The sequence below is a fragment of the Burkholderia seminalis genome (assembly GCF_001718535.1).
GTDB lineage: Bacteria > Pseudomonadota > Gammaproteobacteria > Burkholderiales > Burkholderiaceae > Burkholderia > Burkholderia seminalis.
The window spans coordinates 2,258,658-2,282,349 of sequence record NZ_CP013398.1 but is presented as its reverse complement, the minus strand read 5'-3'; the positions used below and the strand labels follow the sequence as shown (position 1 = coordinate 2,282,349).

Sequence of the window (23,692 nt, the reverse complement as noted above, 5' to 3'; positions counted from 1 at the left end):
CCGGCGATGCGGCGCGCGGTCAGCGAGCCGCGTCGATCGCGTTGTCGTCGGGTGTTTCGTCTTCCGCGAGGCTGCCTTCCACGCCGCGATGCTCGTAGCCGCGCAGCATGAACGCGCGCGGGCTTTGACCGAAGGCACGGCGGAACATCGCCGAGAACGCGCTCTGGCTCTGGTAGCCGAGTTCGCGCGCGATATGCGACAGCGGGCGCCCCTGGTTCAGCAGCGGGATCGCCCGCGCCAGCAGCGCCTGCTGGCGCCACTGCGAAAAGCTCACGCCCAGCTCCTGCTTGAAGAGCCGCGAAATCGTGCGTGTGCTCGCGCCGACCTCGCTCGCCCAGTGTTCGAGCGACTCCGCATGCGCCGGGTGCGCGAGCACCGATTCGCACAGCATGCGCAGACGCTTCTCGTCGGGCATCGGCACCGCGAGCGGCAGCGGTTCGGCGTGGCTCAGCTCGTCGAGCACGAGCCCGCACAGCAGCCGCTCGCGCGCGGCGCTCAGGTCGCGTGCGTCGAGCGCGACGATCAGCTCGCGCAGCAGCCCCGTCACCTCGACGACGCGGCACGCGTCGAGCCCGTCCGGCACGATCGACTCGTCGATATACAGCGTCCGCAGATAGGCCTCCTCGACGATCACGACCTCGTGCGTCACGTGCGGCGGCACCCAGATCGCGCGGGACGGCGGCACCATCCACGTCGTGCCGGTCGTCGCGACGCGCAGCACGCCGCGCGACGCATACGCGAGCTGCGCCCACGCGTGCGTATGCAGCGGGATGCGGCGGCCGGCGTCGACCTGCCGCGCGCGCACGCGCATCGGATGGACGGCGGTCGGCGCGAATTCGGGCGGAATGTCGATGACGTCGTACGGGTTCGATGCGTCGGCTTGGACGGGCGGATTCATGGGCGGTTCGGGCAGCGCGGCGGCGATGCCGTTATTTTAGAAGGCGCAGCGCGTGCGCATGCGGCGGTTTCCCGGGCGATCATGCCGTGTTCAAATGAACGTTGTGTGGGCGCCGGCGCTTCCCGGGCAGCGGGCCGCCGCTGCGAGCGCCGGCGGCTTCGAACCATCCGGCCGGTATCGCGGTCTATCGTGGCAGGCGCATTTTCATGTGAAGCGCGCGAACACGGCAATCACGAATCGAAGAGGAGAACCACGATGCGTTACGTATTCGTCTACGGCACCTTGCGTGCCGGACAAGCCAACGACATCGGCCATGCTGCCGCACGGCACGGAATCGCGGCGCCGACGCTGCTGGGCGCGGCCGCGCTGCCGGGCGAGCTGTACGATTTCGGCACGTATCCGGGGATGATCGCCGGGCCGGTGTCCGGCAAGTCGCTGGTCTGGGGCGATGTCTACGAGGTCGACGAGCGACTCGTCCCCGTGCTCGACGAGATCGAGCGCGTCTATCCGGGCGTCGACTCGCTGTTCAAGCCGGAAGAAGTGACCGTCGCGCTGGGCGGCCGGCAGTATGCATGCCTGTATTATCCGATCGCCGCGCATGCGGTCGCCGGGCGTCCGCGTATCGAATCGGGTGACTGGGCCCAGCACCGACGCGAGCAGGAAACCGCGTGAGCGTTCCGGCGGCAGCCGGATTCGCGTCAAATGAAAAAGCGCCCCGCGGGGCGCTTTTTTGCGGTCATCGCAGGGGACGGGCGACGACGCGTGGCCGGCCGCCGGTCGCTGCGTGTCGCGACGTCAGATTTCCTCGTACAGCGGCAGCGTCAGGAATTCGGTGAAGCCTTCCGACGTCGACATCTGTTCGAAGATGGCCGCGGCGCGCTCGTACGGCTGCGTGTTGCCGCCGACCGAGCGCTTGACGTTGTCGAGCTCGATCTTCGCGAATGCGCGCACGAGCTCGGCCGTGACCTTGCGGCCGTCGTCGAGCACGCCCTTCGGCGAGCGGATCCATTGCCACACCTGCGAGCGGGAGATCTCGGCCGTGGCCGCGTCTTCCATCAGGTTGTGGATCGGCACGCAGCCGTTGCCGTCGAGCCATGCACCGAGGTAGTGGATGCCGACGTTGATGTTGTTGCGCAGGCCGGCCTCGGTGATCGGCGCTTCCGGCTGGAAGTCGAGCAGGTTCCCGCCTTCGACCTGCACGTCGTCGCGCTGCTTCGCGATCTGGTTCGGCCGGTCGCCGAGCACCTTGACGAACTCTTCCATCGCGATCGGCACGAGGCCGGGATGCGCCACCCAGCCGCCGTCGTAGCCGTCGGTCGCGTCGCGCTGCTTGTCCGAGCGCACGCCGCCCATCGCCTTGTCGTTCGCTTCCGGATCGTTCTTGATCGGGATCAGCGCGCTCATCCCGCCGATCGCCGGCGCGTTGCGCTTGTGGCAGGTCTTCAGCAGCAGCAGCGCGTACGCGCGCATGAACGGCACCGTCATCGTGATCTTCGAACGGTCCGCGAGGCAGAAGTCACGGTCGTTCTTGAATTTCTTGATCGCCGAGAAGATGTAGTCCCAGCGGCCGGCGTTCAGCCCCGAGCTGTGTTCGCGCAGTTCGTACAGGATCTCGTCCATCTCGAACGCGGCAAGGATCGTCTCGATCAGCACCGTCGCGCGGATCGTGCCGCGCGGCACGCCGACCGCTTCCTGCGCGGCGACGAAGATGTCGTTCCACAGGCGCGCCTCGAGATGGCTTTCCATCTTCGGCAGGTAGAAGTACGGGCCCGAGCCGCGCGCGATCAGTTCCTTCGCGTTGTGGAACAGGAACAGCGCGAAATCGAAGATGCCGCCGGACACGCGCTGGCCGTCGACCGTCACGTGCTTCTCGTCGAGGTGCCAGCCGCGCGGACGCACGATCAGCGTCGCGACCTTGTCGTTCAGCCGGTACGACTTGCCGTTCTGCTCGAGCGAGATCGTGCGGCGCACCGCGTCCTTCAGGTTGATCTGGCCGTCGATCTGGTTGGTCCAGCTCGGCGCATTCGAGTCCTCGAAGTCCGTCATGTACGAATCGGCGCCCGAGTTCAGCGCGTTGATGATCATCTTGCGCTCGACGGGCCCCGTGATCTCGACACGGCGGCATTGCAGGTCGGCCGGCAGCGGCGCGACCTTCCAGTCGCCTTCGCGGATCGACTTCGTTTCGGCCAGGAAGTCGGGGCGCTCGCCCGCGTCGAGGCGTTTGGTGCGCTCGACGCGCGCCTGCAGCAGCGTCTGGCGACGCGGTTCGAACGCACGGTGCAGCGCGGCGACGAGTTCCAGTGCCGCGGGCGTCAGGATCGCTTCGTAACCCGGCTTGATTTCGCCGGTGATCGTCATGCCTTGCGGCAGCGTGATCGGGGTGCTCATGAGTCTCATCTCCTTGGTCGGTCAGTTGCGGTTTCGGTGAAGGGGGAAGGCGGCAGCGCCGCGAACGTCATGCGCCCGGGCCGGGGCGCGTGCGGTTTGCGGGCCTGCCGGACGGAGCCGGGGCGGCGAGGAAGGCGAGCAGATCGGCCATGCCGGTGCCCGTGCCGTCGGGCGGCGCGCCGAGTTCCTCGGCGGGCGCGCCCGTACGGTTGAGCCAGAACGTCGTGTAGCCGAACCAGACGGCACCGGCGACGTCCCACGCGTTCGACGACACGAACACGATGCCGCGCGGGTTCGACCCGAACGCGGCGGTGCCGAGCGCGTAGGCGGCCGGACTCGGCTTGTACGCACGCGCGGTGTCGGCCGACAGCACGCGATCGAACAGTCCGGACATGCCGGCGCTCTTGATCGCGATGTCGAGCATCTGCGGGGTGCCGTTCGACAGGATCCCGAGCGGCGGGCGCGGTTCGAGCGCGCGCAGCTTGCGCAGCGCGGGCACGGTGTCGGGATAGGTGGACAGGCACGCGTATTCGTCCATCAGCCGCTTCTCGGCCGCGCTGTTCAGCGCCAGGCCGAGCCGGCGCGCGGCGAAGCGCAGCGCGTCGAGCGTGATGTCCCGGAACGGGCGATAGCGCGCACCGCCCGGATCGGCGAGCGTGCGCAGTTGCGAGTATTCGATTTGCTTGCGTCGCCACAGCTGCGACAACCGTTCCCCGTGTCCGGGAAACATCTGCTCCGCCGCGGCCAGGACCGCGCGCACGTCGAACAACGTGCCGAATGCGTCGAAGAGGATGGCGTCGGGAGAGGAGAGTGTCGTTGTGGCCGACATAGCCTTGCGCTCCAGTTTCAGAGGTCGGATCGATTCTATTCGTGATCGTATGGTCTAAAAAAGACGCTATTCATCACTTGATCTTTTACTTTCATATACCTAATCTTGAGCGGCTCAAGCTATTTGACGGACGGCGGTGCCGTCCTTGCGACTCATGGACCGGTTCAAGCAGATCGAAACGTTCGCCGCGGTCGCGGCGAAGGGCAGCCTGTCGGCGGCCGCGCACGCGGAAGGGGTCGCGCCGGCGATCATCGGCCGCCGCCTCGACGCGCTCGAGGAGCGGCTCGGCGTGAAGCTGCTGGTGCGCACCACGCGCAAGCTCACGCTGACGTTCGAAGGCTCGGCGTTTCTCGAGGATTGCCAGCGGATCATCAACGACATGCAGAACGCGGAGGCGAGCGTGTCGGCCGGCGGCGTCAAGGCGAGCGGCCACCTGCGGATTTCCGCGCCGGCCGGCTTCGGCCGGCGGCACGTCGCGCCGCTCGTGCCCGAATTCAGCGTCGGGCATCCGGACGTATCGGTCACGCTCGACTTGTCCGACCGGATGGTCGACCTCGTCAACGAGGGGTTCGATTGCGCGGTGCGGCTCGGCGAGCTGCCCGATTCGTCGCTCGTGTCGCTGAAGCTCGGCGAGAACCGCCGCGTCTGCGTCGCGTCTCCCGCCTATCTGGCGCGGCGCGGCACGCCGGTCACGCTCGCGGAGCTGGCACGGCACAACTGCCTCGCGCTCGCGGCGAACGCGAACCAGCAGCGCGGCTGGACGTTCCAGGAGGGCAACAAGGTCGTGTCGATCCGCGTGAACGGCACGATGGAATGCTCGGACGGCGCGGTGCTGCACGAGTGGTGCCTCGAAGGTTACGGCCTGGCATGGCGTTCGTGGTGGGAGGTCGGCGACGACATCGCGGCCGGCCGGCTCGTCAGCGTGCTCGACGCGTTTGCCGCGCCGCCGATCGGCATCCACGCGGTGTTTCCGCAGCGCCGTCATCTGCCGCTGCGCGTGCGCCTGTTTCTCGATTACCTGAAGCACACCTACGAGCAGCCCGGTTATTGGGGCGAGCAGGCGGCGCGCGCCCGCGCGTTTCCGATATGAGGGCGAACCCGCTGCCGGTGCCGGTCGAGCGATTTCGCGCACTACAATCGTAGGAGGCATCTCCGATGCGTCGCGGCCGGTCCCGCTGGGCTCGCGGCGCGCGGCGTGCGATTGACGAAGGAGGGCGCGATGTTCCGGCACATCCTCGTTCCAACCGACGGTTCCGAACTGTCGCAGAAGGCGATCGACGGCGCGATCGACCTGGCGCGCGCGGTCGGCGCGCGCGTGACGGCCTACGCGTGCCTGCCGCAGTACCCGTACTCGCCGTTTTCCGAAGTGATCATCGAACCGCCCGCCGATTTCCGCGCGCGCAGCGAGCGCGAGGCACGCGCGCATCTCGGCGAGGTCGAAGCGGCCGCGCGGGCGGCCGGTGTCGTCTGCGACACGTGGACGAGCGTGCATCCGTCGCCGTATCTCGGCATCATCGAGGCGGCCGAACGCGGCGGTTGCGACGTGATCTTCATGGCGTCCCACGGACGCCGCGGGCTCGGCAGCCTGCTGATCGGCAGCGAGACGCAGCGCGTGCTGACCCATACGAAAATTCCGGTGATCGTTTATCGGTAGGGCGGTGCCGCCCTCGGCCGGGCGGGCAGCGTCGCAAAAAAGGGCGCGCCGGACGAAGCCGGCGCGCATCGTTGCAGGCGGCCCGCAGGCCGCGCGGCCGGTCGCGCGATTCGCATCGCGCGCCTGCCGTCTCCTCCCTGATTGTTGTCCGGTGGCCGGCGCCGCGCCGTGACGAGGCGCGCCCCGGCGCGGCGCTTGCGCGTGTTACGCGACCTTCTTGCCGTCGAAGAACTGTTCGTCCTCGGTCGAGCCGTGCAGCGCGGTCGTCGACGCTTCGCGCTCGACCGTCTGCGTCACCGCGTCGAAGTAGCCGGTGCCGACTTCGCGTTGATGCTTGACGGCCGTGAAGCCCTTGTCGGCGGCCGCGAACTCGGCCTGCTGCAATTCGACGAACGCGCTCATCTGCGTGCGGGCATAGCCGTGCGCGAGGTTGAACATCGAGTAGTTCAGCGCGTGGAAGCCGGCCAGCGTGATGAACTGGAACTTGTAGCCCATCGCACCGAGTTCCTTCTGGAACTTCGCGATCGTCGCGTCGTCGAGGTTCTTCTTCCAGTTGAACGACGGCGAGCAGTTGTACGACAGCAGCTTGCCCGGGAACTGCTTGTGGATCGCTTCCGCGAACTTCTTCGCGTACTCGAGATCCGGCTTGCCGGTTTCGCACCAGATCAGGTCGGCGTACGGCGCGTACGCGAGGCCGCGCGAGATCGCCTGCCCGAGGCCCGGCTTGGTGCGGAAGAAGCCCTCCACCGTGCGCTCGCCGGTCAGGAACGGCTTGTCGTTGTCGTCGACGTCGGACGTGATCAGGTCGGCCGCTTCCGCGTCGGTACGCGCGACCAGCACGGTCGGCGTGCCCATCACGTCGGCCGCGAGACGCGCGGCCGACAGCTTCGCGACGGCTTCGCGCGTCGGCACCAGCACCTTGCCGCCCATGTGGCCGCACTTCTTCACCGACGCGAGCTGGTCCTCGAAGTGGACGCCCGATGCGCCGGCCTCGATCATCGCCTTCATCAGCTCGAACGCGTTCAGCACGCCGCCGAAACCGGCTTCCGCGTCGGCGACGATCGGTGCGAAGAAGTCGACATAACCTTCGTCGCCCGGGTTCTTGCCTTCCGACCACTGGATCTGGTCGGCGCGCGTCAGCGTGTTGTTGATGCGCTTCACGACGAGCGGCACCGAGTTCGCCGGGTACAGCGACTGGTCCGGGTACATTTCTCCCGCGACGTTCGCATCGCCGGCCACTTGCCAGCCGGACAGGTAGATGGCCTTCAGGCCGGCCTTCACCTGCTGCATCGCCTGGTTGCCGGTCAGCGCGCCGAGCGCGTTGACGAACGGTTCGTGGTTGATGAGGCCCCACAGCTTTTCCGCGCCGCGCTTGGCCAGCGTGTGCTCGATCGGGACCGAGCCGCGCAGGCGGACGACGTCCTCCGCCGAGTAGCCGCGCTTGATGCCCTTCCAGCGCGGATCGGTTTCCCATTGCTTCTGCAGTTCCAGTGCCTGTTGCTGACGCGACATGATGAGCTCCTTGATGCGGTGTATTGCCGAATGCGCCGAATCTGACGGTCGTGATGCGGTTCGCGAAGCGGGGCGCGTGCCATTCCGTTTCGTGAAGTCTTGTATAAGAGTCTAGGCAAATCGGCAGGCGCGAAACAGGGGGCTTTGCACGGGATCGGGTAAATTTTTAACCGTTTTAAATCAACGATTTATATTTATCATTTCGAGATAAGAAATGCTTTTTCCCATCCCGCAATCGCACCGGTTGTGCCGTGCAACATGATTTTTTACGACGCAAAAAAATTTTTCGCATCGTGAAATGTCGGGCGAGGCGAAAAAAAACCGGCGCAGGTGCGCCGGTCGGCTGGACGGGTGGGACCCATCCGTGGGGCGGCGGCGAGGCGCCGCCCGTGCGTGCTTACGACGCGGAGTTGCTGCGGCGCGGGCCGCCGCTGCGCTGGCCGTCGCGACGCGGGCCGCCGTCACGGCTGCCACCCGGCTTGCCGCTCCAGCCGCCGCCATTGCCGCCGCCGTAGCTGCGGCCGCCGCTGCCGTTGCCGGCGTAACCGCCGCCCGGCTTGCCGCCGAAGCGACGACCGCCGCCGTTACCGCCGCCCGGACGGCCGCGGCCGCCGGTGCCGCCGTTGCGCGGGGGCGCCTTGCGCGGCTCGAACCCTTCGATCACGTTGACCGGCAGCGGCGAGCGCACGAAGCGCTCGATGCGCTTGAGCGCGCCTTGCTCGGCGTGGTGCACGAGGCTCACTGCCGTGCCCGAACGGCCTGCGCGGCCGGTACGGCCGATACGGTGAACGTAATCTTCCGCGAACTTCGGCAGGTCGTAGTTGAACACGTGCGTGATGCCCGGGATGTCGATGCCGCGTGCCGCGACGTCGGTGGCCACCAGCACGCGCACGCGGCGCTCGCGCAGCGCACGGATCGTGCGGTTGCGCGCGCCCTGCGGCAGGTCGCCGTGCAGCGCGGCCGATTCGAAGCCTGCATCGGCAAGACGGCCGGCGAGCTGGTCGGCGTCGATCTTGGTCGCCGTGAAGATGATGGCCTGGTCGAGTGCGTCGTCGCGCAGCAGGTGATCGAGCAGGCGATCCTTGTGATCGCGGTCGTCGACGTAGTGCACGGTCTGCGCGATGTTGGCGCGCGACTCGAGGCGCTGCTGGATCTCGATGCGTTCCGGATCCTTCAGCAGGCGGCTCGTCAGCGAACCGATCTTGCCGTCGAGCGTGGCCGAGAACAGCATCGTCTGGCGCGACGCGGGCGTGGCGTCGACGATCGTTTCGATGTCTTCGATGAAGCCCATGTCGAGCATGCGGTCGGCTTCGTCGAGCACGAGCATCTTCAGTTCGGACAGGTCGATACGGCCGCGCTCGAGGTGATCGAGCAGACGGCCCGGCGTGGCGACCAGGATTTCCGGGTTCTTCGCGAGCAGCATCAGCTGCTGGCCGTAGGCGACGCCGCCGAGGATGCTGACCGTGCGCAGGCGCTTCAGGTGCTTGCCGTACGTCGATGCGGCCGTGGTGACCTGCATCGCGAGTTCGCGGGTCGGCGTCAGCACGAGCAGGCCCGGGCGCGCGACGGGTTGCGGGCGGCGCGCACGGCGGTCGCCCTGGTTCGGTTCACGCGGCGCGCGCGGTTGCTGCGCCAGCGTCTTCTGGAGCTGCGCGAAACGTTCGATCGCGGGCAGCATGAATGCGGCGGTCTTGCCCGAACCGGTCGGGCTCGACACCAGCAGGTCGCGGCCGGCGATGCCGGCCGGAATCGCGCGCTGCTGGACCGGCGTCGGCTTCACGTAGCCGGCGGCCTGCAGCGCGGAGACGATCTCCGGCGACAACCCGAGCGACGCGAAGCTCGGCTCGTCCGACGCCGGTTCGACCGCGGCCGGTGCGGCGGCGTCGTCGAGACCGAGCGCCTGGTCGGCGATCGCGTTGAGCGGGCTGGAGTTGATGCTCGAAGTCATAACAATCCTTGAAACACAGTGGGTGAAACGTCGGCGCCAATCGCGCATACCCAAGTCGTCGGATTCAGCGAGCAAATCGGGAAACGGGTGCAATCCGCCGAACCGTCGGCGGATGAGGCATTAGAAGCTGTTTTGGGTGCGGCGCGCTTCAGGAGCGGGGCCGCCAGCCTGATAAGTGACGACCGCGAAGGTCGAAGCAGGAGGGGACAGGTTCTAAACCGGATTGGAGCTTAACGCTACGAGGCGTCTGGCCGGAACGGCTTGCGAGCCGAGCGCGGGAGGTGACGCAGCCAGCATTATAAAGATATTTGCTGCGCTGCGCCACTGATTTGATTGCCTATTGCGGCGGCGGGCGATCCGCTCAGGAAGCCGTGCCGTTTTTCAGCGATTCGACGAGTTCGACGTACTGCTGCTTTGCCGCATCCGGCGACGTGCCCTTCAGCGCGTCCCACGCGTCGTACTTGTATTTGCCCACGATGTCGGTGAAGCCGGGCTTGTCGCCATGCGCATCGCCGTCGGTGGCCTGCTTGAACAGCGCGTAGAGGCGCAGCAGGGTGAGGTTGCCCGGGCGTTCGGTCAGTTGCTTGACGTCGATCTGGGCCTGGTCGAATTGGGCGGCGAGTTCGCTCATCGGGTGTCTCCGTAAGGGTTTCAGATCGGGCGATCTTAACAAGCGGACCGCCGCGCGGGGTCGAGCGATCCTTCCAAACCGCCGCCGCTGCCGCGTATGCGCACGGATCGGTCCCGATCGCCCGTGGGAGCGGGGCGCCGCATTACAATGTCGGCCATGACGCAAACAGTGCTCCTCGCCATCGATACGTCGACCGAATACTGCTCGGTCGCGCTGCTGCGCTCGGCCCATGCCGATGACGCCGTTTCCTCCCCGCAAACCTGGGTCCGCCACGAACCGACGGGCGCCGTGTCGAGCACGCGCGTGCTGCCGGCGATCCAGGAACTCTTCGCCGAATCGGGGCTGACGCTCGCCGATTGCGACGCGATCGCGTTCGGCGCGGGCCCCGGCTCGTTCACGGGCCTGCGCACCGCGACCGGCATCACGCAAGGCCTCGCGTTCGGCGGCGGGCTGCCGGTCGTGCCGATCGGCACGCTGCTCGCGTGCGCCGAGCACGCGCGGCTGCGCGCACCCGGCACGACCCGCGTGCTGGCCGCGCTGGATGCGCGGATGGATGAGGCCTACTGGGCCGATTTCGAATGGGACGCCGCCGCCGGCGACTGGCGCACGCTGCATCCGGCTTCGCTCGATGCGCCGGGTGCCGTCGGTGTGCCCGACGTGCCGTTCACGCTCGCGGGCAACGCGGCCGCCGCCTTCGGCGCGCAGTTGCCGGCCGCGGCGCGTGCGGCCGTGATCGACGGCGACGCGATGCCGCATGCGCTGGCCGTCGCGCATGCCGCGCTGCGCGCCTTCCGCGCCGGGCGGGTGGTGCCGGCCGATCAGGCCGCGCCGGAATACGTACGTGACAAGGTCGCGCAGACCACCGCCGAGCGCGTCGCGGCACGGGCCGCGCAGACGGGCGGAGCGAAGGGATGACAGGGGTTTTGCTGAGCGACCGCTATCTCACGCCGATGACGGACGCCGATCTCGACGAGGTCGTCGCGATCGAGCACGTCGCGTACGAATTCCCGTGGAGCCGCGGCAACTTCGAGGATTCGTTGCGCAACGGCTACCTGGGCGTGTGCCTGCGGCACGTGACGGGGACGCTCGTCGGCTATTGCGTGCTGATGCCCGTGATCGACGAGATGCACCTGCTGAACCTGTGCGTCGCGCCGGCCGCGCAGCACGCGGGCGCGGGCCTTGCGCTGCTGCGCGAGGCCGTGCGCATTGCGCGCGCGGAGCGGCTCGACGGGGTGCTGCTCGAGGTGCGGCCGTCCAATCCGCGTGCGATTCATCTGTATGAACGGTTCGGCTTCGTGACGATCGGCCGCCGCAAGAACTACTATCCGGCGAAGCATCGCAGCCGGGAGGACGCGATCGTGATGCGTCTGACGCTGAACAAGGACGAGGGGAACGCGCATGGCATGGGCTGAAGCGGCGCTCGAGGAACTGGGCCTCGCGCAGATCTGGGTGCGACGCGGGCAGCGCGCGGATAACGGTGCGGCGGCCGAAGCGCCCGTTCTTGCGCAAGCCGGGGCGGACGACGGGGTGTCCGCCGCCGCGGCCGAGCGGCCGGGACGCACGGCGCGCCCGCCGGTACAAGACGATGCGTCGCCTGCAGCGGTAAGCGCAGACGATGCTGCACCGGCGCGCCGTGTTGCCGCGGGCGATCGCGCGCCCGCGCCGGTTGCCTCGGCCGACACGATCCCGCCGATGGACGACGTGCCGCCCGCCGGCGCCGACGATTTCGCGTGGTTCGACGCGGCGCCGCCGGGCAATCCCGCGCCGGTGGCCGAAGCGCGTCCCGCCGGCCCGCCGGTCGCCGCCCTCGACTGGGAGGCGCTGGCCGCGCGCGTGGCCGACTGCACGCTGTGCCGGCTGTGCGAGAAGCGGACCAACACGGTGTTCGGCGTCGGCGACCGCGAAGCCGACTGGATGCTGATCGGTGAAGCGCCGGGCGAAAACGAGGACAAGCAGGGCGAGCCGTTCGTCGGCCAGGCCGGCAAGCTGCTCGACAACATGCTGCAGTCGCTGTCCCTCAAGCGTGGCGACAACGTGTACATCGCGAACGTGATCAAGTGCCGCCCGCCCGGCAACCGCAACCCGGAGCCGGACGAGGTCGCCAGCTGCGAGCCTTATCTGCAGCGCCAGGTCGCGCTCGTGAAGCCGAAGCTGATCGTCGCACTCGGCCGTTTCGCCGCGCAGACGCTGCTGAAGACGGACGCGAGCATCGCGTCGCTGCGCGGCCGCGTGCATGCCTACGAAGGCGTGCCGGTGATCGTCACCTATCACCCGGCGTACCTGTTGCGCAGCCTGCAGGACAAGTCGAAGGCGTGGGCCGACCTGTGCCTTGCGCGCGACACGTTCCAGCGTACGGAAGGCGCCGACGCGAGCGGGCCGGCCGGGCAATGACGACCGGCGCGGCGTACGCATTCGTCGATACGCTGCGCGATACCGCGGTTCGCGATCTCGGCTGGCTGCTGGCCAGCCCGAGCCTGCTGACCGCGGTGCCGGGCGCGCCGCTTGCGCGGCCGTGGCCGGATGCGGCCGGGCGAGCGGCCGTCGAAGCGTGGCTCGCCGCGCTCGATGCGCAGCCCGAGCCGCTGCATCGCGCGCTCGATGGGTTCCGGCCGACCCGGCTCGGCCGTTACGCGGAATGCTTGCTCGAATATTTCCTCACGCACGGTCCGTCGCTGCGGCTGGTCGCGGCCAATCTCCCGCTGCGCAGCAACGGCAGGACGCTCGGCGAAGTCGATTTCCTCGTCGACGCGCCGGATGGGCAGCGCCTGCATTGGGAACTCGCGGTGAAGTGCTATCTGTGCGCACCGGTGCATGATGGCGCGACGCTCGCCGATTTCGTCGGCCCCAATCTCGTCGACCGGTTCGACCGCAAGCGCGGCCGGTTGCTCGATCACCAGTTGCGGCTCGGCGAACACGACGGGTTCGCGCGGCTCGGCTATGGCGCGCCGTCCGACGCCCAGATGTTCATCAAGGGCTGGCTGTTCTATCCGCACGGCGCGCCGTTGCCGCCGGTTTCAGCGGAAATCGCGCCGGATCATCCGCGTGGATTCTGGCTGACGCACGCGCAGTGGCGGGCGTGGGCGGCCGCGCAGCGTGCCGGTCTCGCGTGGAGTGTATTGCCGCGGCTGGCGTGGCTCGCGCCGCGGCGGGTTGCCGCCGATGCCGGCTTCGAACCCGAACCGCTGACGGCGGCCCTGGAACTGCCGCCCGTGCTGACGCGCGAGGCGCCCTCATTGATCGGCATCCATGAAAAGGGCAGCGACGGCACGTGGCGCGAAACGGCGCGCGGCTTCGTCGTGCCCGACGACTGGCCGGCGCGTGCGCGGGCGTTCGCCGCGCAGGATCACTGACGCCGCGTCAGCGGGCGCTTACCACCAGCGATGAAAGTGATGGACGGGGCCGACGCCGCGGCCGACGTCGAGGTGCCCGCTCGCGGCGATCGCGCCGGTCAGGTAGGCCTTGGCTTCACGCACCGCGCTTTCGAGGTCGGGCTGCTGCGGCAGCAGTGCGGCGATCGCCGACGACAGCGTGCAGCCGGTGCCGTGCGTGTTGCTGACCGGCACGCGCGCGCCGTCGAGCCGCACGGTGCGCGCCGCCTCGACGAGCCAGTCGGGGCTCGCGGACGCGTCGGGCAGGTGACCGCCTTTCATCAGCACCGCGCGCGCGCCCGTTTGCAGCAACGCGTGGCCTTGCCGGACCATGTCGTCCTCGGTGGTGGCGGGCGCATCGCCCAGCAGCGCGGCCGCTTCGGGCAGGTTCGGCGTGACGACCGTCGCGAGCGGCAGCAGCGCGTCGCGCAGCGCATCGACTGCATCGGGCGCGAGCAGCGCGTGCGAACTCTTCGAGATCATCACCGTGTCGAGCACGACGAAGCGCGGCGCGTAACGCCGCAGCGCGTCGGCGACCGCGTGGACGATCGCCGCGTTCGCGAGCATGCCGATCTTGACCGCATCGATGCGGATGTCGTCGAACACCGCGTCGAGCTGCGCGGTGACGAATGCGGCGTCCGGCGCGTGTACCCCCGTCACGCCGCGCGTGTTCTGCGCGGTCAGGGCGGTGATCACGCTCGCGCCGTACGCGCCGAGCGCGGAAAAGGTCTTCAGGTCGGCCTGGATGCCTGCGCCGCCGCCCGAATCGGAGCCGGCGATCGTCAGGAGGTTGGGTATCGGGTGCGTCATGAGGGCAGCGCGCCGGTTCGAAGACCGGCGCCGGCGGACGGAAACGGGAAGTGTAGCGTCAGTGCCGCGATTCGCCGATCAGCGCGACCGAGTCGAACTGACGCTGGTTCGCCTGGTGGCGGCGCATCACGAGCCACATCGTCAGGCAGACGAACGTGCCGAACAGCACGATCACGACGCCGACCGGCACGTCGAGCCACACGAGTACCGCGTACAGGCACAGCATCACGAGCACCGACAGGTTCTCGTTGAAGTTCTGCACCGCGATCGAGTGGCCGGCCGACAGCAGCACGTGGCCGCGATGCTGCAGCAGCGCGTTCATCGGCACGACGAAGTAGCCCGACAGCGCGCCGACGCCGATCAGGAAGAGATACGCGATGATCAGGTAGACGGGCATGCGCAGGTGGCCGACGTGCACGGCCCAGTGCGCCGGGAACAGGTCGCGCGTGTAGAACGCCATCAGCATCACCGCGATGCCCATGATGATGCCGACGGGCAGCACGGTCAGCGACTTCTTCAGCGGGATCCGGGCGGCGGCGGCGATCGCGCCGGCCGCGACGCCGACCGCGACCACGGCCTGCAGGATCGCGCCTTCCGACAGCGACATGCCGAGCGATACCTCGGCCCACTTCAGCACGATGAACTGCAGCGTCGCGCCCGCGCCCCAGAACAGCGTCGTGACGGCCAGCGAGATCTGCCCGAGCTTGTCGCGCCACAGCACCATGAAGCAGTCGGCGAAATCCGTGAGGAGCTTGACCGGGCCGCGTTCCTGCTTCGGGTAGCGGGCGCCCGTGTCGGGAATGCGCAGGTTGAACAGCGCGGCGACCACGTAGATCGCCATGATGATCGCCATCGCCGCTTCGGCGGGCGTGCCGATCCAGGCGGGCGTGTGCGCGATCACGTGCGAGGCGATGTGCGGGCTGATCAGCGCGCCGCCGAGCACGGTGCCGAGGATGATCGAGCTGACGGTCGTGCCTTCGATCCAGCCGTTCGCGGCGACCAGCCGGTCGGCCGGCAGCAGCTCGGTGAGAATCCCGTATTTGGCGGGCGAGTAGGCGGCCGCGCCGAAGCCGACGATCCCGTACGCGATCAGCGGATGGGCGCCGAGCAGCATGATCAGGCAGCCGATCACCTTGATCGAGTTCGTGATGAACATTACGCGGCCCTTCGGGCGCGAATCCGCGAACGCACCGACATACGCCGCCAGCACCACGTACGACAACACGAAGAACAGCTTCAGCAGCGGTGTCATCCAGTTGGGGGCGTGGAGGTCTTTCAGCAGGGCGATGGCGGCGATGAGGAGCGCATTGTCGGCCAGCGACGAGAAAAACTGCGCGGCCATGATGGTGTAAAAACCTTTTTTCATCTGATGCGATGCTTTCGTCGCTGCGGCAGGGCCGCGTAGGCCGCCTGGTATGCGATCGGCTTATTCCGTTCGAAATGGGTTGTGCGCACGGCTTTATAACATGAAAATACGCCAATTCGGACTAGCAAGATTCCCCGATCGTTCCGCAAATTGTCGGCTTCGGTGCTCAAAAGGCGCGGTAAGCTGATGATTCGCAAGCGTCTTTACGTAAATTTCCCATGCCGCGCCCGATCTCCGCCACCATCCACACCGCCGCTCTCGCGAACAATCTCTCCGTCGTCCGTCGATTTGCCGGCCCGTCCAAGGTCTGGGCGGTCGTCAAGGCCAACGCGTACGGGCACGGTCTCGCCCGCGTGTTTCCGGGCCTGCGCGGCACCGACGGCTTCGGGCTGCTCGACCTCGACGAAGCCGTGAAGCTGCGCGAGCTCGGCTGGGCCGGCCCGATCCTGCTGCTCGAAGGCTTCTTCCGGTCGACCGACATCGACGTGATCGACCGCTACAGCCTGACCACGACCGTCCACAACGACGAGCAGATGCGGATGCTGGAAACGGCGCGGCTGTCGAAGCCCGTCAACGTGCAGCTCAAGATGAACAGCGGGATGAACCGGCTCGGCTACGTGCCGGAAAAATATCGTGCGGCGTGGGAGCGTGCCCGGGCGTGTCCCGGCATCGGCCAGATCACGTTGATGACCCATTTTTCGGATGCGGACAACGAGCGCGGCGTCGCCGAGCAGCTCGCGACCTTCGAGCGCGGCGCGGAGAGCATCGCCGGCGCGCGCAGCCTCGCGAATTCGGCGGCCGTGCTGTGGCATCCGGATACGCACTTCGACTGGGTGCGGCCGGGGATCGTGCTGTACGGCGCGTCGCCGTCCGGGCTGTCGTCCGATATCGCCGACACCGGGCTGAAGCCCGCGATGACGCTCGCGTCCGAGCTGATCGCCGTGCAGACGATCGCGAAGGGCCAGGCGATCGGTTATGGCTCGACCTTCTCCGCGCAGGCGCAGATGCGGATCGGCGTCGTCGCGTGCGGTTACGCGGACGGCTATCCGCGCGTCGCGCCCGAAGGCACGCCGGTGATCGTCGACGGCATCCGCACGCGGATCGTCGGCCGCGTGTCGATGGACATGATTACGGTCGACCTGACCCCGTGCCCGCAGGCCGGCGTCGGCGCGCGTGTCGAGCTGTGGGGCAACGCGCTGCCGATCGACGACGTCGCGCGCCATTGCGGGACGATCGGTTACGAGCTGATGTGCGCGGTCGCCGGCCGCGTGCCCGTGCGAGCGGAATAAGGGCGTCGCGCGTGGCCAAACAGAAAACCGTTTATGTCTGCAGCGAGTGCGGCGGACAGACCCCGAAGTGGCAGGGCCAGTGCCCGTCGTGCCAGGCCTGGAACACGCTCGTCGAATCGGTCGCCGAATCGCCGGCTGCCCATCGTTTCCAGTCGCTCGCGAAGCGGGCGCCCGTGCAGCGTCTCGTCGATATCAAAGCGGCCGACGTGCCGCGCTTCTCGACCGGCATCGGCGAATTCGACCGTGTACTTGGCGGCGGGCTGGTCCCGGGCGGTGTCGTCCTGATCGGCGGCGATCCCGGCATCGGCAAGTCGACGCTGCTGCTGCAGTCGCTCGCGGATATCGCGAGCGAGCGGCGCGCGCTTTATATCAGCGGCGAGGAGTCGGCCGCGCAGATCGCGCTGCGCGCGCAACGGCTTGCGCTGCTCGACGGCGGCGCGCCGGCCGACGAGCTGAAGCTGCTCGCCGAGATCCAGCTCGAGAAGATCCAGGCCGCGATCGATACGGAACGGCCGGACGTGGCCGTGATCGACTCGATCCAGACCGTCTATTCGGAAGCGCTCACGTCGGCGCCGGGCTCGGTCGCGCAGGTGCGCGAGTGCGCGGCGCAGCTCACGCGCATCGCGAAACAGTCGGGCACCGCGATCATCATGGTCGGTCACGTGACGAAGGAAGGCAACCTGGCCGGCCCGCGCGTGCTCGAACACATCGTCGACACCGTGCTGTACTTCGAAGGCGATACGCACTCGTCGTTCCGGCTCGTGCGCGCGTTCAAGAACCGCTTCGGCGCGGTCAACGAACTCGGCGTGTTCGCGATGACCGAGCGCGGGCTGCGCGGCGTCGCGAATCCGTCCGCGCTGTTCCTGTCGCAGCACGAGCAGGTCGTGCCCGGCTCGTGCGTGCTCGTCACGCAGGAAGGCACGCGGCCGCTGCTCGTCGAAGTCCAGGCGCTCGTCGATACCGCGCACGTGCCGAACCCGCGACGGCTCGCGGTCGGCCTCGAGCAGAACCGGCTCGCGATGCTGCTCGCGGTGCTGCACCGGCATGCGGGCATCGCGTGCTTCGACCAGGACGTGTTCCTCAATGCGGTGGGCGGCGTGAAGATCACCGAGCCGGCGGCCGACCTCGCGGTGCTGCTCGCGATCCATTCGTCGATGCGCAACAAGGCGCTGCCGAAGGGGCTGATCGTGTTCGGCGAAGTGGGGCTGGCGGGCGAGATCCGGCCGTCGCCGCGCGGGCAGGAGCGGCTGCGCGAGGCCGCGAAGCTCGGTTTCACGTCCGCGCTGATCCCGAAGGCGAATGCGCCGAAGCAGCCGATCGAAGGGCTGAACGTGATGGCGGTCGATCGCCTCGAGCAGGCGATCGACCGCGTGCGCGATCTCGAGTGACCGGCCGGGCAGGCATGCGGGCCGGGCATGCCCGGCGATCTGGCGCGTAATTCGTTGTAAAGAATATGTAGGCTCCTGTAACCCGCCGGACATCGCTTTTCCCTATCCTTTGCCGGGTTGTCGAACCGCGCAATGCGAAGGGAACCTATGTTGAAATCGTATGGTGAAGCGCCGGGCGGACGCCTTTACAACCTGCGCGGCTGCCGCGTGTCGGAGCCGATTCGCCAGCCGTGGGGCGGCGGATGCCGGATCGTCGAATGGATCGACGACGAAGGGCGCCTCGCGCGCAAGGTCGTGTCCGAGGACGTGACGGAAGCGGAAGTCGCTGCCGCGATCCGGCGGCCGACCGAAGGGCGCCGATACCTGATGAGTGACGACGAGCAGATGCCGCGCGATACGTTGCCGCGGCGCTGAGCCGGCGGCGCGGCGAACCGCCGGGCTGCGGCAATCCAGTCTGCAAGGCCGGGCCGGTGCGTCCGGCCTTGTCGTATCGGGGGTCGGAGCGTGCCCGGCGACGTGTCGAATCGCCCCGGGGCAGCCGGCGCACCGCGCGCGTGTATCAGCCGATCTGCTCGAGTTCTTCCTGTGCGGCGAGCCAGTCGGCCTCGACCGTTTCGAGACGCGTGTTGACGTCGCCGAGCTTGCGGATCGCGTCGGTCAGCGCCGTCTTGCGCTCGGCCTCGTAGCTGGCCGGATCGGCGACGAACGCGTCGAGCCGCGCCTTCTCCGCGTGCAGCGTCTCCATTTCCTTTTCGAGCTTCGTGATGCGCGTCTGCAGCGGCTTTTTCAGCACCGACAGGCGTTGCCGTTCCTCGGCGGCCTGCCGCTTCTGGTCCTTGCGGGTGGCCGCGGCACCGGCGCCCGGCGAAGCCGCGCTATCGGCCTTCGCGGCCGCGCGTTGCTCGGCCGCGTGCTGCAGCAGCCAGTCGCGGTAGTCGTCGAGGTCGCCGTCGAACGGTTGCAGCCGGTGCTTCGCGACCAGCATGAACTGGTCGGTCGTCGCGCGCAGCAGGTGGCGGTCGTGCGACACGAGGATCAGCGTGCCTTCGAACTGCGCGAGCGCCATCGTCAGCGCGTGGCGCGTTTCGAGGTCGAGGTGGTTCGTCGGTTCGTCGAGCAGCAACAGGTTCGGCTTCTGCCAGATGATCAGCGCCAGCGCGAGGCGCGCCTTTTCGCCGCCGGAGAACGGGCCGACCGGGCTCGTCGCCATGTCGCCCGAGAAATTGAAGCCGCCGAGGAAGTCCCGCAGTTCCTGCTCGCGCGTGTCGGGCGCGAGCCGCGCCAGATGGGCGAGCGGCGAATCGTCCTCGCGCAGCGTTTCGAGCTGGTGCTGCGCGAAATAGCCGATCGTCAGGCCCTTGCCGTCGCGGACGTGCCCCGACAGCGGCGCGAGCGTGCCGGCCAGCGTCTTGATCAGCGTCGACTTGCCCTGGCCGTTCGCGCCGAGCAGGCCGATGCGCTGCCCGTTCTGGATCGACAGCGCGACGCGCTCGACGATCGGGATGTCCGCGCCGTCGTCGGCATGGTAGCCGCAGCGGACGTCTTCCATCACCATCATCGGGTTCGGCGCGGCGTCGGGCGTGCGGAATTCGAACGTGAACGGCGACGCGATGTGCGCGGGCGCGATCAGCTCCATCTTCTCGAGCGCCTTCATCCGGCTCTGCGCCTGCTTGGCCTTGGTCGCCTTGGCCTTGAAGCGGTCGACGAAGCTCTGCAGGTGTTCGATCGTCTTCTGCTGCTTTTCGTATGCGCTTTGCTGCAGCGCCAGTTGTTGCGCACGCAGCACTTCGAACTGCGAGTAGTTGCCGCCGTAGCGCTTCACCTGGCGGTTTTCCAGATGCAGCGTGACGTTGCAGATCGAATCGAGGAACTCGCGGTCGTGCGAAATCACGACGAGCGTGCCGGGGTAGCGGTGCAGCCAGTCTTCGAGCCAGACGATCGCGTCGAGGTCGAGGTGGTTCGTCGGTTCGTCGAGCAGCAGGAGATCGGAACGGCACATCAGCGCCTGCGCGAGGTTCAGGCGCATGCGCCAGCCGCCGGAGAAGCTCGCGACGGATTCGCGCGTCTGCGCGAGCGTGAAGCCGAGGCCGAGCAGCAGCGCTTCGGCGCGGGCCGGTGCGGTGTAGCCGTCGGCGTCGGCGAACGCCGCGTGCGCGTCGGCTTCCGCCGCCCCGTCATGCGCGGCGGAGGCAGCGGCGATGCGCGCTTCGATCTCGCGCAGTGCGGCGTCGCCGTCGAGCGTGTAGTCGAGCGCCGAGCGGTCGACGGCGGGCGTTTCCTGCGACACATGGGCGATTCGCCACGACGGCGGCATCGAGAAATCGCCGCCGTCCGAGTGCAGCTCGCCGCGCAGGACCGCGAACAGCGTCGACTTGCCGGCGCCGTTCGCGCCGATCAGGCTGGCTTTCTCGCCGGGATTGAGCACGAACGAGGTCGACTCGAACAGCGGCTTGGTGCCGCGCGCAAGACTGAACTGATTGAAACGGATCACGGCGGAAATGACTGGCCAAAACCGCTATTCTAGACTGCGCGCCGCGCTCGCCGGGCATCGGCCGCTCGGCGAATGCCGCAACCGCGCAATTTCGCCTAGACTCCACGTCGATCCGGTTTCGTAAAAGGAGTGCCCGATGTCCACCCTGTATTCGTTCAGCGCAGAGACGCTCGCCGGCGCGCCGGCCCCGCTCGACGCGTATCGCGGCAAGGTGCTGCTGATCGTCAACACCGCGAGCGAGTGCGGTTTCACGCCGCAGTACGCGGGCCTGCAGAAGCTGTACGACCAGTACGCGGCGCGCGGCTTCTTCGTGCTCGGTTTCCCGTGCAACCAGTTCGGCAAGCAGGAGCCGGGCGACGCCGCGCAGATCGGCGCGTTCTGCGAGCGCAACTACGGCGTCACGTTCCCGATGTTCGCGAAGATCGACGTGAAGGGCGATCACGCGCATCCGCTGTACCGCTACCTGACCGACGAGGCGCCGGGCATTCTCGGCCTCAAGGCGATCAAGTGGAATTTCACGAAGTTCCTGGTCGATCGCGACGGGCGCATCGTCAAGCGCTACGCGCCGTCGACGAAGCCCGAGGAAATCGCCGCCGACATCGACAAGCTGCTGTGAGGGCGGCGGCCGGGCGGCTCCGATGTTGTCCGGGCCGCTACAGGATCGGCGCGAACAGCCGCGCGACGTGCATCGCGATGCGCCGCCACGCGGGCGACTGGCGGTATTCGTTCGCGTCGACCTCGTAAGCCTGCGCGAAGTCGGCCTCGAGCATCGTCTCGACCTCGCCGGCGAACGCGCGGTCGACGGTCAGCACCATGATCTCGAAATTGAGCCGGAACGAGCGGTTGTCGAGATTGGCGCTGCCGATCGCCGCGGCGATGCGGTCGATCAGCACGACCTTCTGGTGCAGGAAGCCGGGCCGGTAGCGGAATACCTTCACGCCCGCGTCGACGAGGTCGCGCGCGTACAGCTTCGACGCCTCGAACACCACGTAGTGATCGCGCCGGCTCGGGATCAGGATGCGCACGTCGACGCCGCGCATCACCGCGAGCTTCAGCGCGGAGATCACCGCCTCGTCGGGGACGAGATACGGCGTGGTGATCCAGACCCGCTCGCGTGCGGCATTGATCGCCTCGACGAAGAACAGCGAGCCGGTTTCCTGCTTGTCGGCCGGCCCCATCGGCACCGCGAGGCAATGCATGCCGTCGCCGGGCTCGGCCGGCGGCGGCAGCGCGATCGGCGGCAGCTTCTGCGTCGCCCAGTGCCAGTCTTCGGCGAATACGTACTGGATGCTCGCGACCACCGGGCCGCGGATCTCGATGTGCGTGTCGCGCCACGGCGACAGGCGCGGTTTCGCGCCGAGATACTCGACGCCGACGTTGTGGCCGCCGACGAACGCGCGATTGCCGTCGACCACGACGATCTTGCGATGGTTGCGGAAGTTCAGCTGGAAGCGGTTGACGAACTTCCGGTTGGTCGCGAACGGATGGACCTCGACACCGCCGCGGCGCAAGGTGTCGACGTAGCTGTGCGGCAGGTCGAAGCTGCCGATGCTGTCGTACAGCAGGCAGCAGCGCACGCCGGCGGCCGCGCGCGCGAGCAGCGAGTCGCGCAGCGTCTGGCCGAGCGCATCGTCGCGCACGATGAAGAACTGGACGACCACGTAGTCGCGCGCGGCGTCGATCGCCGACAGGATCGCCGAGAACGTCGCGTCGCCGTTCACGAGCGTGCGCACCGAGTTGCCGCCGAGGAACGGCATGCCGCCGAGCCGCGTCAGCGCGAGCACGGCGGACTGGCCGAGCGCGTCGGCGGCCGGACCGTCGGTCGCGTCGGTGCTGAGCCACGGCGAGCGCGGTGTGTGCATGCGCAACATTTCCAGCTCGTGGCGCCGCGCGTCGACGTAGCCGGAGAACTTGCTGCGGCCGAGGAACAGGTACGGAACGAGCGTCAGGTACGGCATGGCCGCAAGCGAGACGGCCCACGCGATCGCGCCTTGCGATGTGCGCGTGTTCATGATCGCGTGGCACGCCGCGACGATCCCGAGCACGTGGACGGTCAGGATCAGGGTGCCGAGATGTAGCCAGTCGAGGGTCATGGGCGCGTGACGGACTCCTGAAGTCGGGCGGCCGGGCGGCCGCCTACGCGCATCTTACCCAACCGTGCGGCGCAATGGTGCGCCGCACGGCGGGCGGGCCGGAAAGGCTCAGGCCTTGCGCGGCAGGTCCGATGCCTGGATCAGGAAGACGGCGTCGTCGCCCGCGCTGGTGGGCAGCCACGTGAGTTCGAGGCCGCCGAACGCGGCTTCGACGTGCTCGCGCTCGTTGCCGATCTCGACGACGAGCACGCCGTCGTCGTGCAGCCAGCGGTGCGCTTCGGCGACGATGCGCCGCACGATGTCCATGCCGTCGTCGCCGCCCGCGAGCGCCATCTCCGGCTCGTGCCGGTATTCGGGCGGCAGCGCGGCCATCGACGCCGCGTTCACGTACGGCGGGTTCGTCAGGATCACGTCGTAGCGCGAGCCCGGGTCGGTGCGGAAGGCGGGCAGCGGTGCGTAGAGGTCGCCGCGGTACAACCCGATGCGGTCCTCGAGGCCGTAGTCGCGCACGTTGATCTCGGCGACTTCGAGCGCCTTGTCCGACAGGTCGACCGCGTCGATCTCGGCATTCGGGAACGCGCTCGCGGCGAGGATCGCGAGGCAGCCCGAGCCCGTGCACAGTTCGAGCACCGCGCCGACCTGCTCGGGGTCGGCGACATACGGCTGCAGGCCGTCGTCGAGCAGCTCGCCGATGAACGAGCGCGGCACGATCACGCGTTCGTCGACGTAGAAGCGGTGGCCGTGCATCCACGCTTCATGCGTGAGGTACGCGGCCGGCACGCGGTCGGCCGCGCGCCGCTCGATCACCGCGAGCACGGCCGCGATCTCGTCGGGCAGCAGGCGCGCGTCGAGGAACGGCTCGAGCGTGTCGAGCGGCAGGTCGAGCGTGCGCAGCACGAGGTAGGCCGCTTCGTCGTACGCATTGTCCGAGCCGTGGCCGAACGCGAGCTTCGCCTTCGAGAAACGCGTGACCGCGTAGCGCAGCAGGTCGCGAACGGTGGCAAAAGGTGTCGTCATGCGAGGCTCC

22 protein-coding genes are annotated in these 23,692 nt (G+C 68.2%); 11 read left to right on the top strand and 11 right to left on the bottom strand.

Annotated elements, in window-relative coordinates:
- Window positions 1–19: 19 nt before the first annotated feature.
- Window positions 20–898, bottom strand: coding sequence for an AraC family transcriptional regulator (locus tag WJ12_RS10325; protein ID WP_059561881.1), 879 nt, complete (start codon window positions 896–898; stop codon window positions 20–22).
- Window positions 899–1,153: 255 nt separating this feature from the next.
- On the opposite strand from WJ12_RS10325, the gene WJ12_RS10320 reads away from it, so the two are divergent.
- Window positions 1,154–1,570 (top strand): gamma-glutamylcyclotransferase family protein, encoded by a 417-nt coding sequence (locus WJ12_RS10320; RefSeq protein WP_034188877.1) that lies wholly within the window; start codon window positions 1,154–1,156, stop codon window positions 1,568–1,570.
- Window positions 1,571–1,693: 123 nt separating this feature from the next.
- Here the strand turns inward: WJ12_RS10320 and aceB are convergent, their stop codons facing one another.
- A complete protein-coding gene (gene aceB, locus WJ12_RS10315; RefSeq protein ID WP_034188989.1) occupies window positions 1,694–3,286 on the bottom strand; it encodes a malate synthase A in 1,593 nt (530 codons plus the stop codon).
- A gap of 67 nt (window positions 3,287–3,353) precedes the next feature.
- Window positions 3,354–4,115, bottom strand: a complete 762-nt coding sequence (locus WJ12_RS10310) for a haloacid dehalogenase type II (RefSeq protein WP_034188876.1) — start codon at window positions 4,113–4,115, stop codon at window positions 3,354–3,356.
- Between the two features lie 154 nt (window positions 4,116–4,269).
- Here WJ12_RS10310 and WJ12_RS10305 point away from each other — a divergent pair, with 154 nt between their 5' ends.
- Together WJ12_RS10305 and WJ12_RS10300 are read left to right on the top strand one after the other, a co-directional pair.
- Complete coding sequence (locus tag WJ12_RS10305; RefSeq protein WP_034188875.1) at window positions 4,270–5,205, top strand: LysR family transcriptional regulator; 936 nt, start codon at window positions 4,270–4,272, stop codon at window positions 5,203–5,205.
- A gap of 129 nt (window positions 5,206–5,334) precedes the next feature.
- Window positions 5,335–5,769, top strand: a complete 435-nt coding sequence (locus WJ12_RS10300) for a universal stress protein (protein ID WP_034188874.1) — start codon at window positions 5,335–5,337, stop codon at window positions 5,767–5,769.
- A gap of 204 nt (window positions 5,770–5,973) precedes the next feature.
- Here WJ12_RS10300 and aceA read toward each other — a convergent pair whose 3' ends face one another.
- The 3 genes from aceA to WJ12_RS10285 form a co-directional block, all read right to left on the bottom strand.
- Entirely contained in the window at window positions 5,974–7,281 is a 1,308-nt protein-coding gene (gene aceA, locus WJ12_RS10295; protein ID WP_059561878.1) for an isocitrate lyase, read from the bottom strand.
- A 397-nt stretch (window positions 7,282–7,678) separates the two neighbouring features.
- Window positions 7,679–9,229 (bottom strand): DEAD/DEAH box helicase, encoded by a 1,551-nt coding sequence (locus WJ12_RS10290; RefSeq protein ID WP_034188872.1) that lies wholly within the window; start codon window positions 9,227–9,229, stop codon window positions 7,679–7,681.
- A 361-nt stretch (window positions 9,230–9,590) separates the two neighbouring features.
- Window positions 9,591–9,860, bottom strand: a complete 270-nt coding sequence (locus WJ12_RS10285) for an acyl-CoA-binding protein (protein WP_034188871.1) — start codon at window positions 9,858–9,860, stop codon at window positions 9,591–9,593.
- Window positions 9,861–10,007: 147 nt separating this feature from the next.
- Between WJ12_RS10285 and tsaB the strand changes: the two genes are divergently transcribed.
- The 4 genes from tsaB to WJ12_RS10265 are packed head-to-tail and all read left to right on the top strand — an operon-like array spanning window position 10,008 to window position 13,210.
- Window positions 10,008–10,775 (top strand): tRNA (adenosine(37)-N6)-threonylcarbamoyltransferase complex dimerization subunit type 1 TsaB, encoded by a 768-nt coding sequence (tsaB, locus tag WJ12_RS10280; RefSeq protein ID WP_034188870.1) that lies wholly within the window; start codon window positions 10,008–10,010, stop codon window positions 10,773–10,775.
- Window positions 10,772–11,272 carry a ribosomal protein S18-alanine N-acetyltransferase gene (gene rimI, locus WJ12_RS10275; protein ID WP_034188869.1) on the top strand — a complete coding sequence of 167 codons (501 nt, stop codon included), beginning with the start codon at window positions 10,772–10,774 and terminating at the stop codon, window positions 11,270–11,272. Before tsaB ends, rimI begins: the two co-directional genes overlap by 4 nt.
- Entirely contained in the window at window positions 11,259–12,251 is a 993-nt protein-coding gene (locus WJ12_RS10270) for a uracil-DNA glycosylase (protein ID WP_059561876.1), read from the top strand. The genes rimI and WJ12_RS10270 overlap by 14 nt, the downstream gene beginning before the upstream one ends.
- Window positions 12,248–13,210: a DUF1853 family protein gene (locus tag WJ12_RS10265; protein ID WP_059561874.1), complete on the top strand. Its 963-nt coding sequence runs from the start codon at window positions 12,248–12,250 to the stop codon at window positions 13,208–13,210. Before WJ12_RS10270 ends, WJ12_RS10265 begins: the two co-directional genes overlap by 4 nt.
- Window positions 13,211–13,228: 18 nt before the next feature.
- On the opposite strand, the gene thiD is transcribed toward WJ12_RS10265, so the two are convergent.
- Together thiD and lplT are read right to left on the bottom strand one after the other, a co-directional pair.
- Entirely contained in the window at window positions 13,229–14,038 is an 810-nt protein-coding gene (gene thiD, locus WJ12_RS10260; protein WP_059561871.1) for a bifunctional hydroxymethylpyrimidine kinase/phosphomethylpyrimidine kinase, read from the bottom strand.
- A 58-nt stretch (window positions 14,039–14,096) separates the two neighbouring features.
- Window positions 14,097–15,404, bottom strand: coding sequence for a lysophospholipid transporter LplT (lplT, locus tag WJ12_RS10255; protein ID WP_034188865.1), 1,308 nt, complete (start codon window positions 15,402–15,404; stop codon window positions 14,097–14,099).
- Window positions 15,405–15,622: 218 nt separating this feature from the next.
- On the opposite strand from lplT, the gene alr reads away from it, so the two are divergent.
- From alr to WJ12_RS10240, 3 genes are all read left to right on the top strand, one after another.
- A complete protein-coding gene (gene alr / locus WJ12_RS10250; RefSeq protein WP_034188864.1) occupies window positions 15,623–16,693 on the top strand; it encodes an alanine racemase in 1,071 nt (356 codons plus the stop codon).
- Window positions 16,694–16,704: 11 nt separating this feature from the next.
- Window positions 16,705–18,081 carry a DNA repair protein RadA gene (gene radA / locus WJ12_RS10245; RefSeq protein ID WP_059561868.1) on the top strand — a complete coding sequence of 459 codons (1,377 nt, stop codon included), beginning with the start codon at window positions 16,705–16,707 and terminating at the stop codon, window positions 18,079–18,081.
- A gap of 147 nt (window positions 18,082–18,228) precedes the next feature.
- Window positions 18,229–18,495: a DUF2866 domain-containing protein gene (locus WJ12_RS10240; protein ID WP_034188862.1), complete on the top strand. Its 267-nt coding sequence runs from the start codon at window positions 18,229–18,231 to the stop codon at window positions 18,493–18,495.
- A 145-nt stretch (window positions 18,496–18,640) separates the two neighbouring features.
- Here the strand turns inward: WJ12_RS10240 and WJ12_RS10235 are convergent, their stop codons facing one another.
- Window positions 18,641–20,572: an ATP-binding cassette domain-containing protein gene (locus WJ12_RS10235; protein ID WP_069245666.1), complete on the bottom strand. Its 1,932-nt coding sequence runs from the start codon at window positions 20,570–20,572 to the stop codon at window positions 18,641–18,643.
- A 136-nt stretch (window positions 20,573–20,708) separates the two neighbouring features.
- Between WJ12_RS10235 and WJ12_RS10230 the strand changes: the two genes are divergently transcribed.
- Window positions 20,709–21,188, top strand: coding sequence for a glutathione peroxidase (locus WJ12_RS10230; protein WP_034188860.1), 480 nt, complete (start codon window positions 20,709–20,711; stop codon window positions 21,186–21,188).
- 37 nt (window positions 21,189–21,225) lie between these two features.
- Here the strand turns inward: WJ12_RS10230 and cls are convergent, their stop codons facing one another.
- Both cls and prmB read right to left on the bottom strand, forming a co-directional pair.
- Complete coding sequence (cls, locus tag WJ12_RS10225; RefSeq protein WP_034188859.1) at window positions 21,226–22,665, bottom strand: cardiolipin synthase; 1,440 nt, start codon at window positions 22,663–22,665, stop codon at window positions 21,226–21,228.
- A gap of 108 nt (window positions 22,666–22,773) precedes the next feature.
- Window positions 22,774–23,682 carry a 50S ribosomal protein L3 N(5)-glutamine methyltransferase gene (prmB, locus tag WJ12_RS10220; RefSeq protein ID WP_034188858.1) on the bottom strand — a complete coding sequence of 303 codons (909 nt, stop codon included), beginning with the start codon at window positions 23,680–23,682 and terminating at the stop codon, window positions 22,774–22,776.
- Window positions 23,683–23,692: the final 10 nt, after the last annotated feature.

What these genes read in the sequence shown, in the direction of transcription:
- WJ12_RS10325 (WP_059561881.1), bottom strand. Translation starts at nt 898, where the DNA reads ATGAATCCGCCCGTCCAAGCCGACGCATCGAACCCGTACGACGTCATC.
- WJ12_RS10320 (WP_034188877.1), top strand. Translation starts at nt 1,154, where the DNA reads ATGCGTTACGTATTCGTCTACGGCACCTTGCGTGCCGGACAAGCCAAC.
- aceB (WP_034188989.1), bottom strand. Translation starts at nt 3,286, where the DNA reads ATGAGCACCCCGATCACGCTGCCGCAAGGCATGACGATCACCGGCGAA.
- WJ12_RS10310 (WP_034188876.1), bottom strand. Translation starts at nt 4,115, where the DNA reads ATGTCGGCCACAACGACACTCTCCTCTCCCGACGCCATCCTCTTCGAC.
- WJ12_RS10305 (WP_034188875.1), top strand. Translation starts at nt 4,270, where the DNA reads ATGGACCGGTTCAAGCAGATCGAAACGTTCGCCGCGGTCGCGGCGAAG.
- WJ12_RS10300 (WP_034188874.1), top strand. Translation starts at nt 5,335, where the DNA reads ATGTTCCGGCACATCCTCGTTCCAACCGACGGTTCCGAACTGTCGCAG.
- aceA (WP_059561878.1), bottom strand. Translation starts at nt 7,281, where the DNA reads ATGTCGCGTCAGCAACAGGCACTGGAACTGCAGAAGCAATGGGAAACC.
- WJ12_RS10290 (WP_034188872.1), bottom strand. Translation starts at nt 9,229, where the DNA reads ATGACTTCGAGCATCAACTCCAGCCCGCTCAACGCGATCGCCGACCAG.
- WJ12_RS10285 (WP_034188871.1), bottom strand. Translation starts at nt 9,860, where the DNA reads ATGAGCGAACTCGCCGCCCAATTCGACCAGGCCCAGATCGACGTCAAG.
- tsaB (WP_034188870.1), top strand. Translation starts at nt 10,008, where the DNA reads ATGTCGGCCATGACGCAAACAGTGCTCCTCGCCATCGATACGTCGACC.
- rimI (WP_034188869.1), top strand. Translation starts at nt 10,772, where the DNA reads ATGACAGGGGTTTTGCTGAGCGACCGCTATCTCACGCCGATGACGGAC.
- WJ12_RS10270 (WP_059561876.1), top strand. Translation starts at nt 11,259, where the DNA reads ATGGCATGGGCTGAAGCGGCGCTCGAGGAACTGGGCCTCGCGCAGATC.
- WJ12_RS10265 (WP_059561874.1), top strand. Translation starts at nt 12,248, where the DNA reads ATGACGACCGGCGCGGCGTACGCATTCGTCGATACGCTGCGCGATACC.
- thiD (WP_059561871.1), bottom strand. Translation starts at nt 14,038, where the DNA reads ATGACGCACCCGATACCCAACCTCCTGACGATCGCCGGCTCCGATTCG.
- lplT (WP_034188865.1), bottom strand. Translation starts at nt 15,404, where the DNA reads ATGAAAAAAGGTTTTTACACCATCATGGCCGCGCAGTTTTTCTCGTCG.
- alr (WP_034188864.1), top strand. Translation starts at nt 15,623, where the DNA reads ATGCCGCGCCCGATCTCCGCCACCATCCACACCGCCGCTCTCGCGAAC.
- WJ12_RS10240 (WP_034188862.1), top strand. Translation starts at nt 18,229, where the DNA reads ATGTTGAAATCGTATGGTGAAGCGCCGGGCGGACGCCTTTACAACCTG.
- WJ12_RS10230 (WP_034188860.1), top strand. Translation starts at nt 20,709, where the DNA reads ATGTCCACCCTGTATTCGTTCAGCGCAGAGACGCTCGCCGGCGCGCCG.
- cls (WP_034188859.1), bottom strand. Translation starts at nt 22,665, where the DNA reads ATGACCCTCGACTGGCTACATCTCGGCACCCTGATCCTGACCGTCCAC.
- prmB (WP_034188858.1), bottom strand. Translation starts at nt 23,682, where the DNA reads ATGACGACACCTTTTGCCACCGTTCGCGACCTGCTGCGCTACGCGGTC.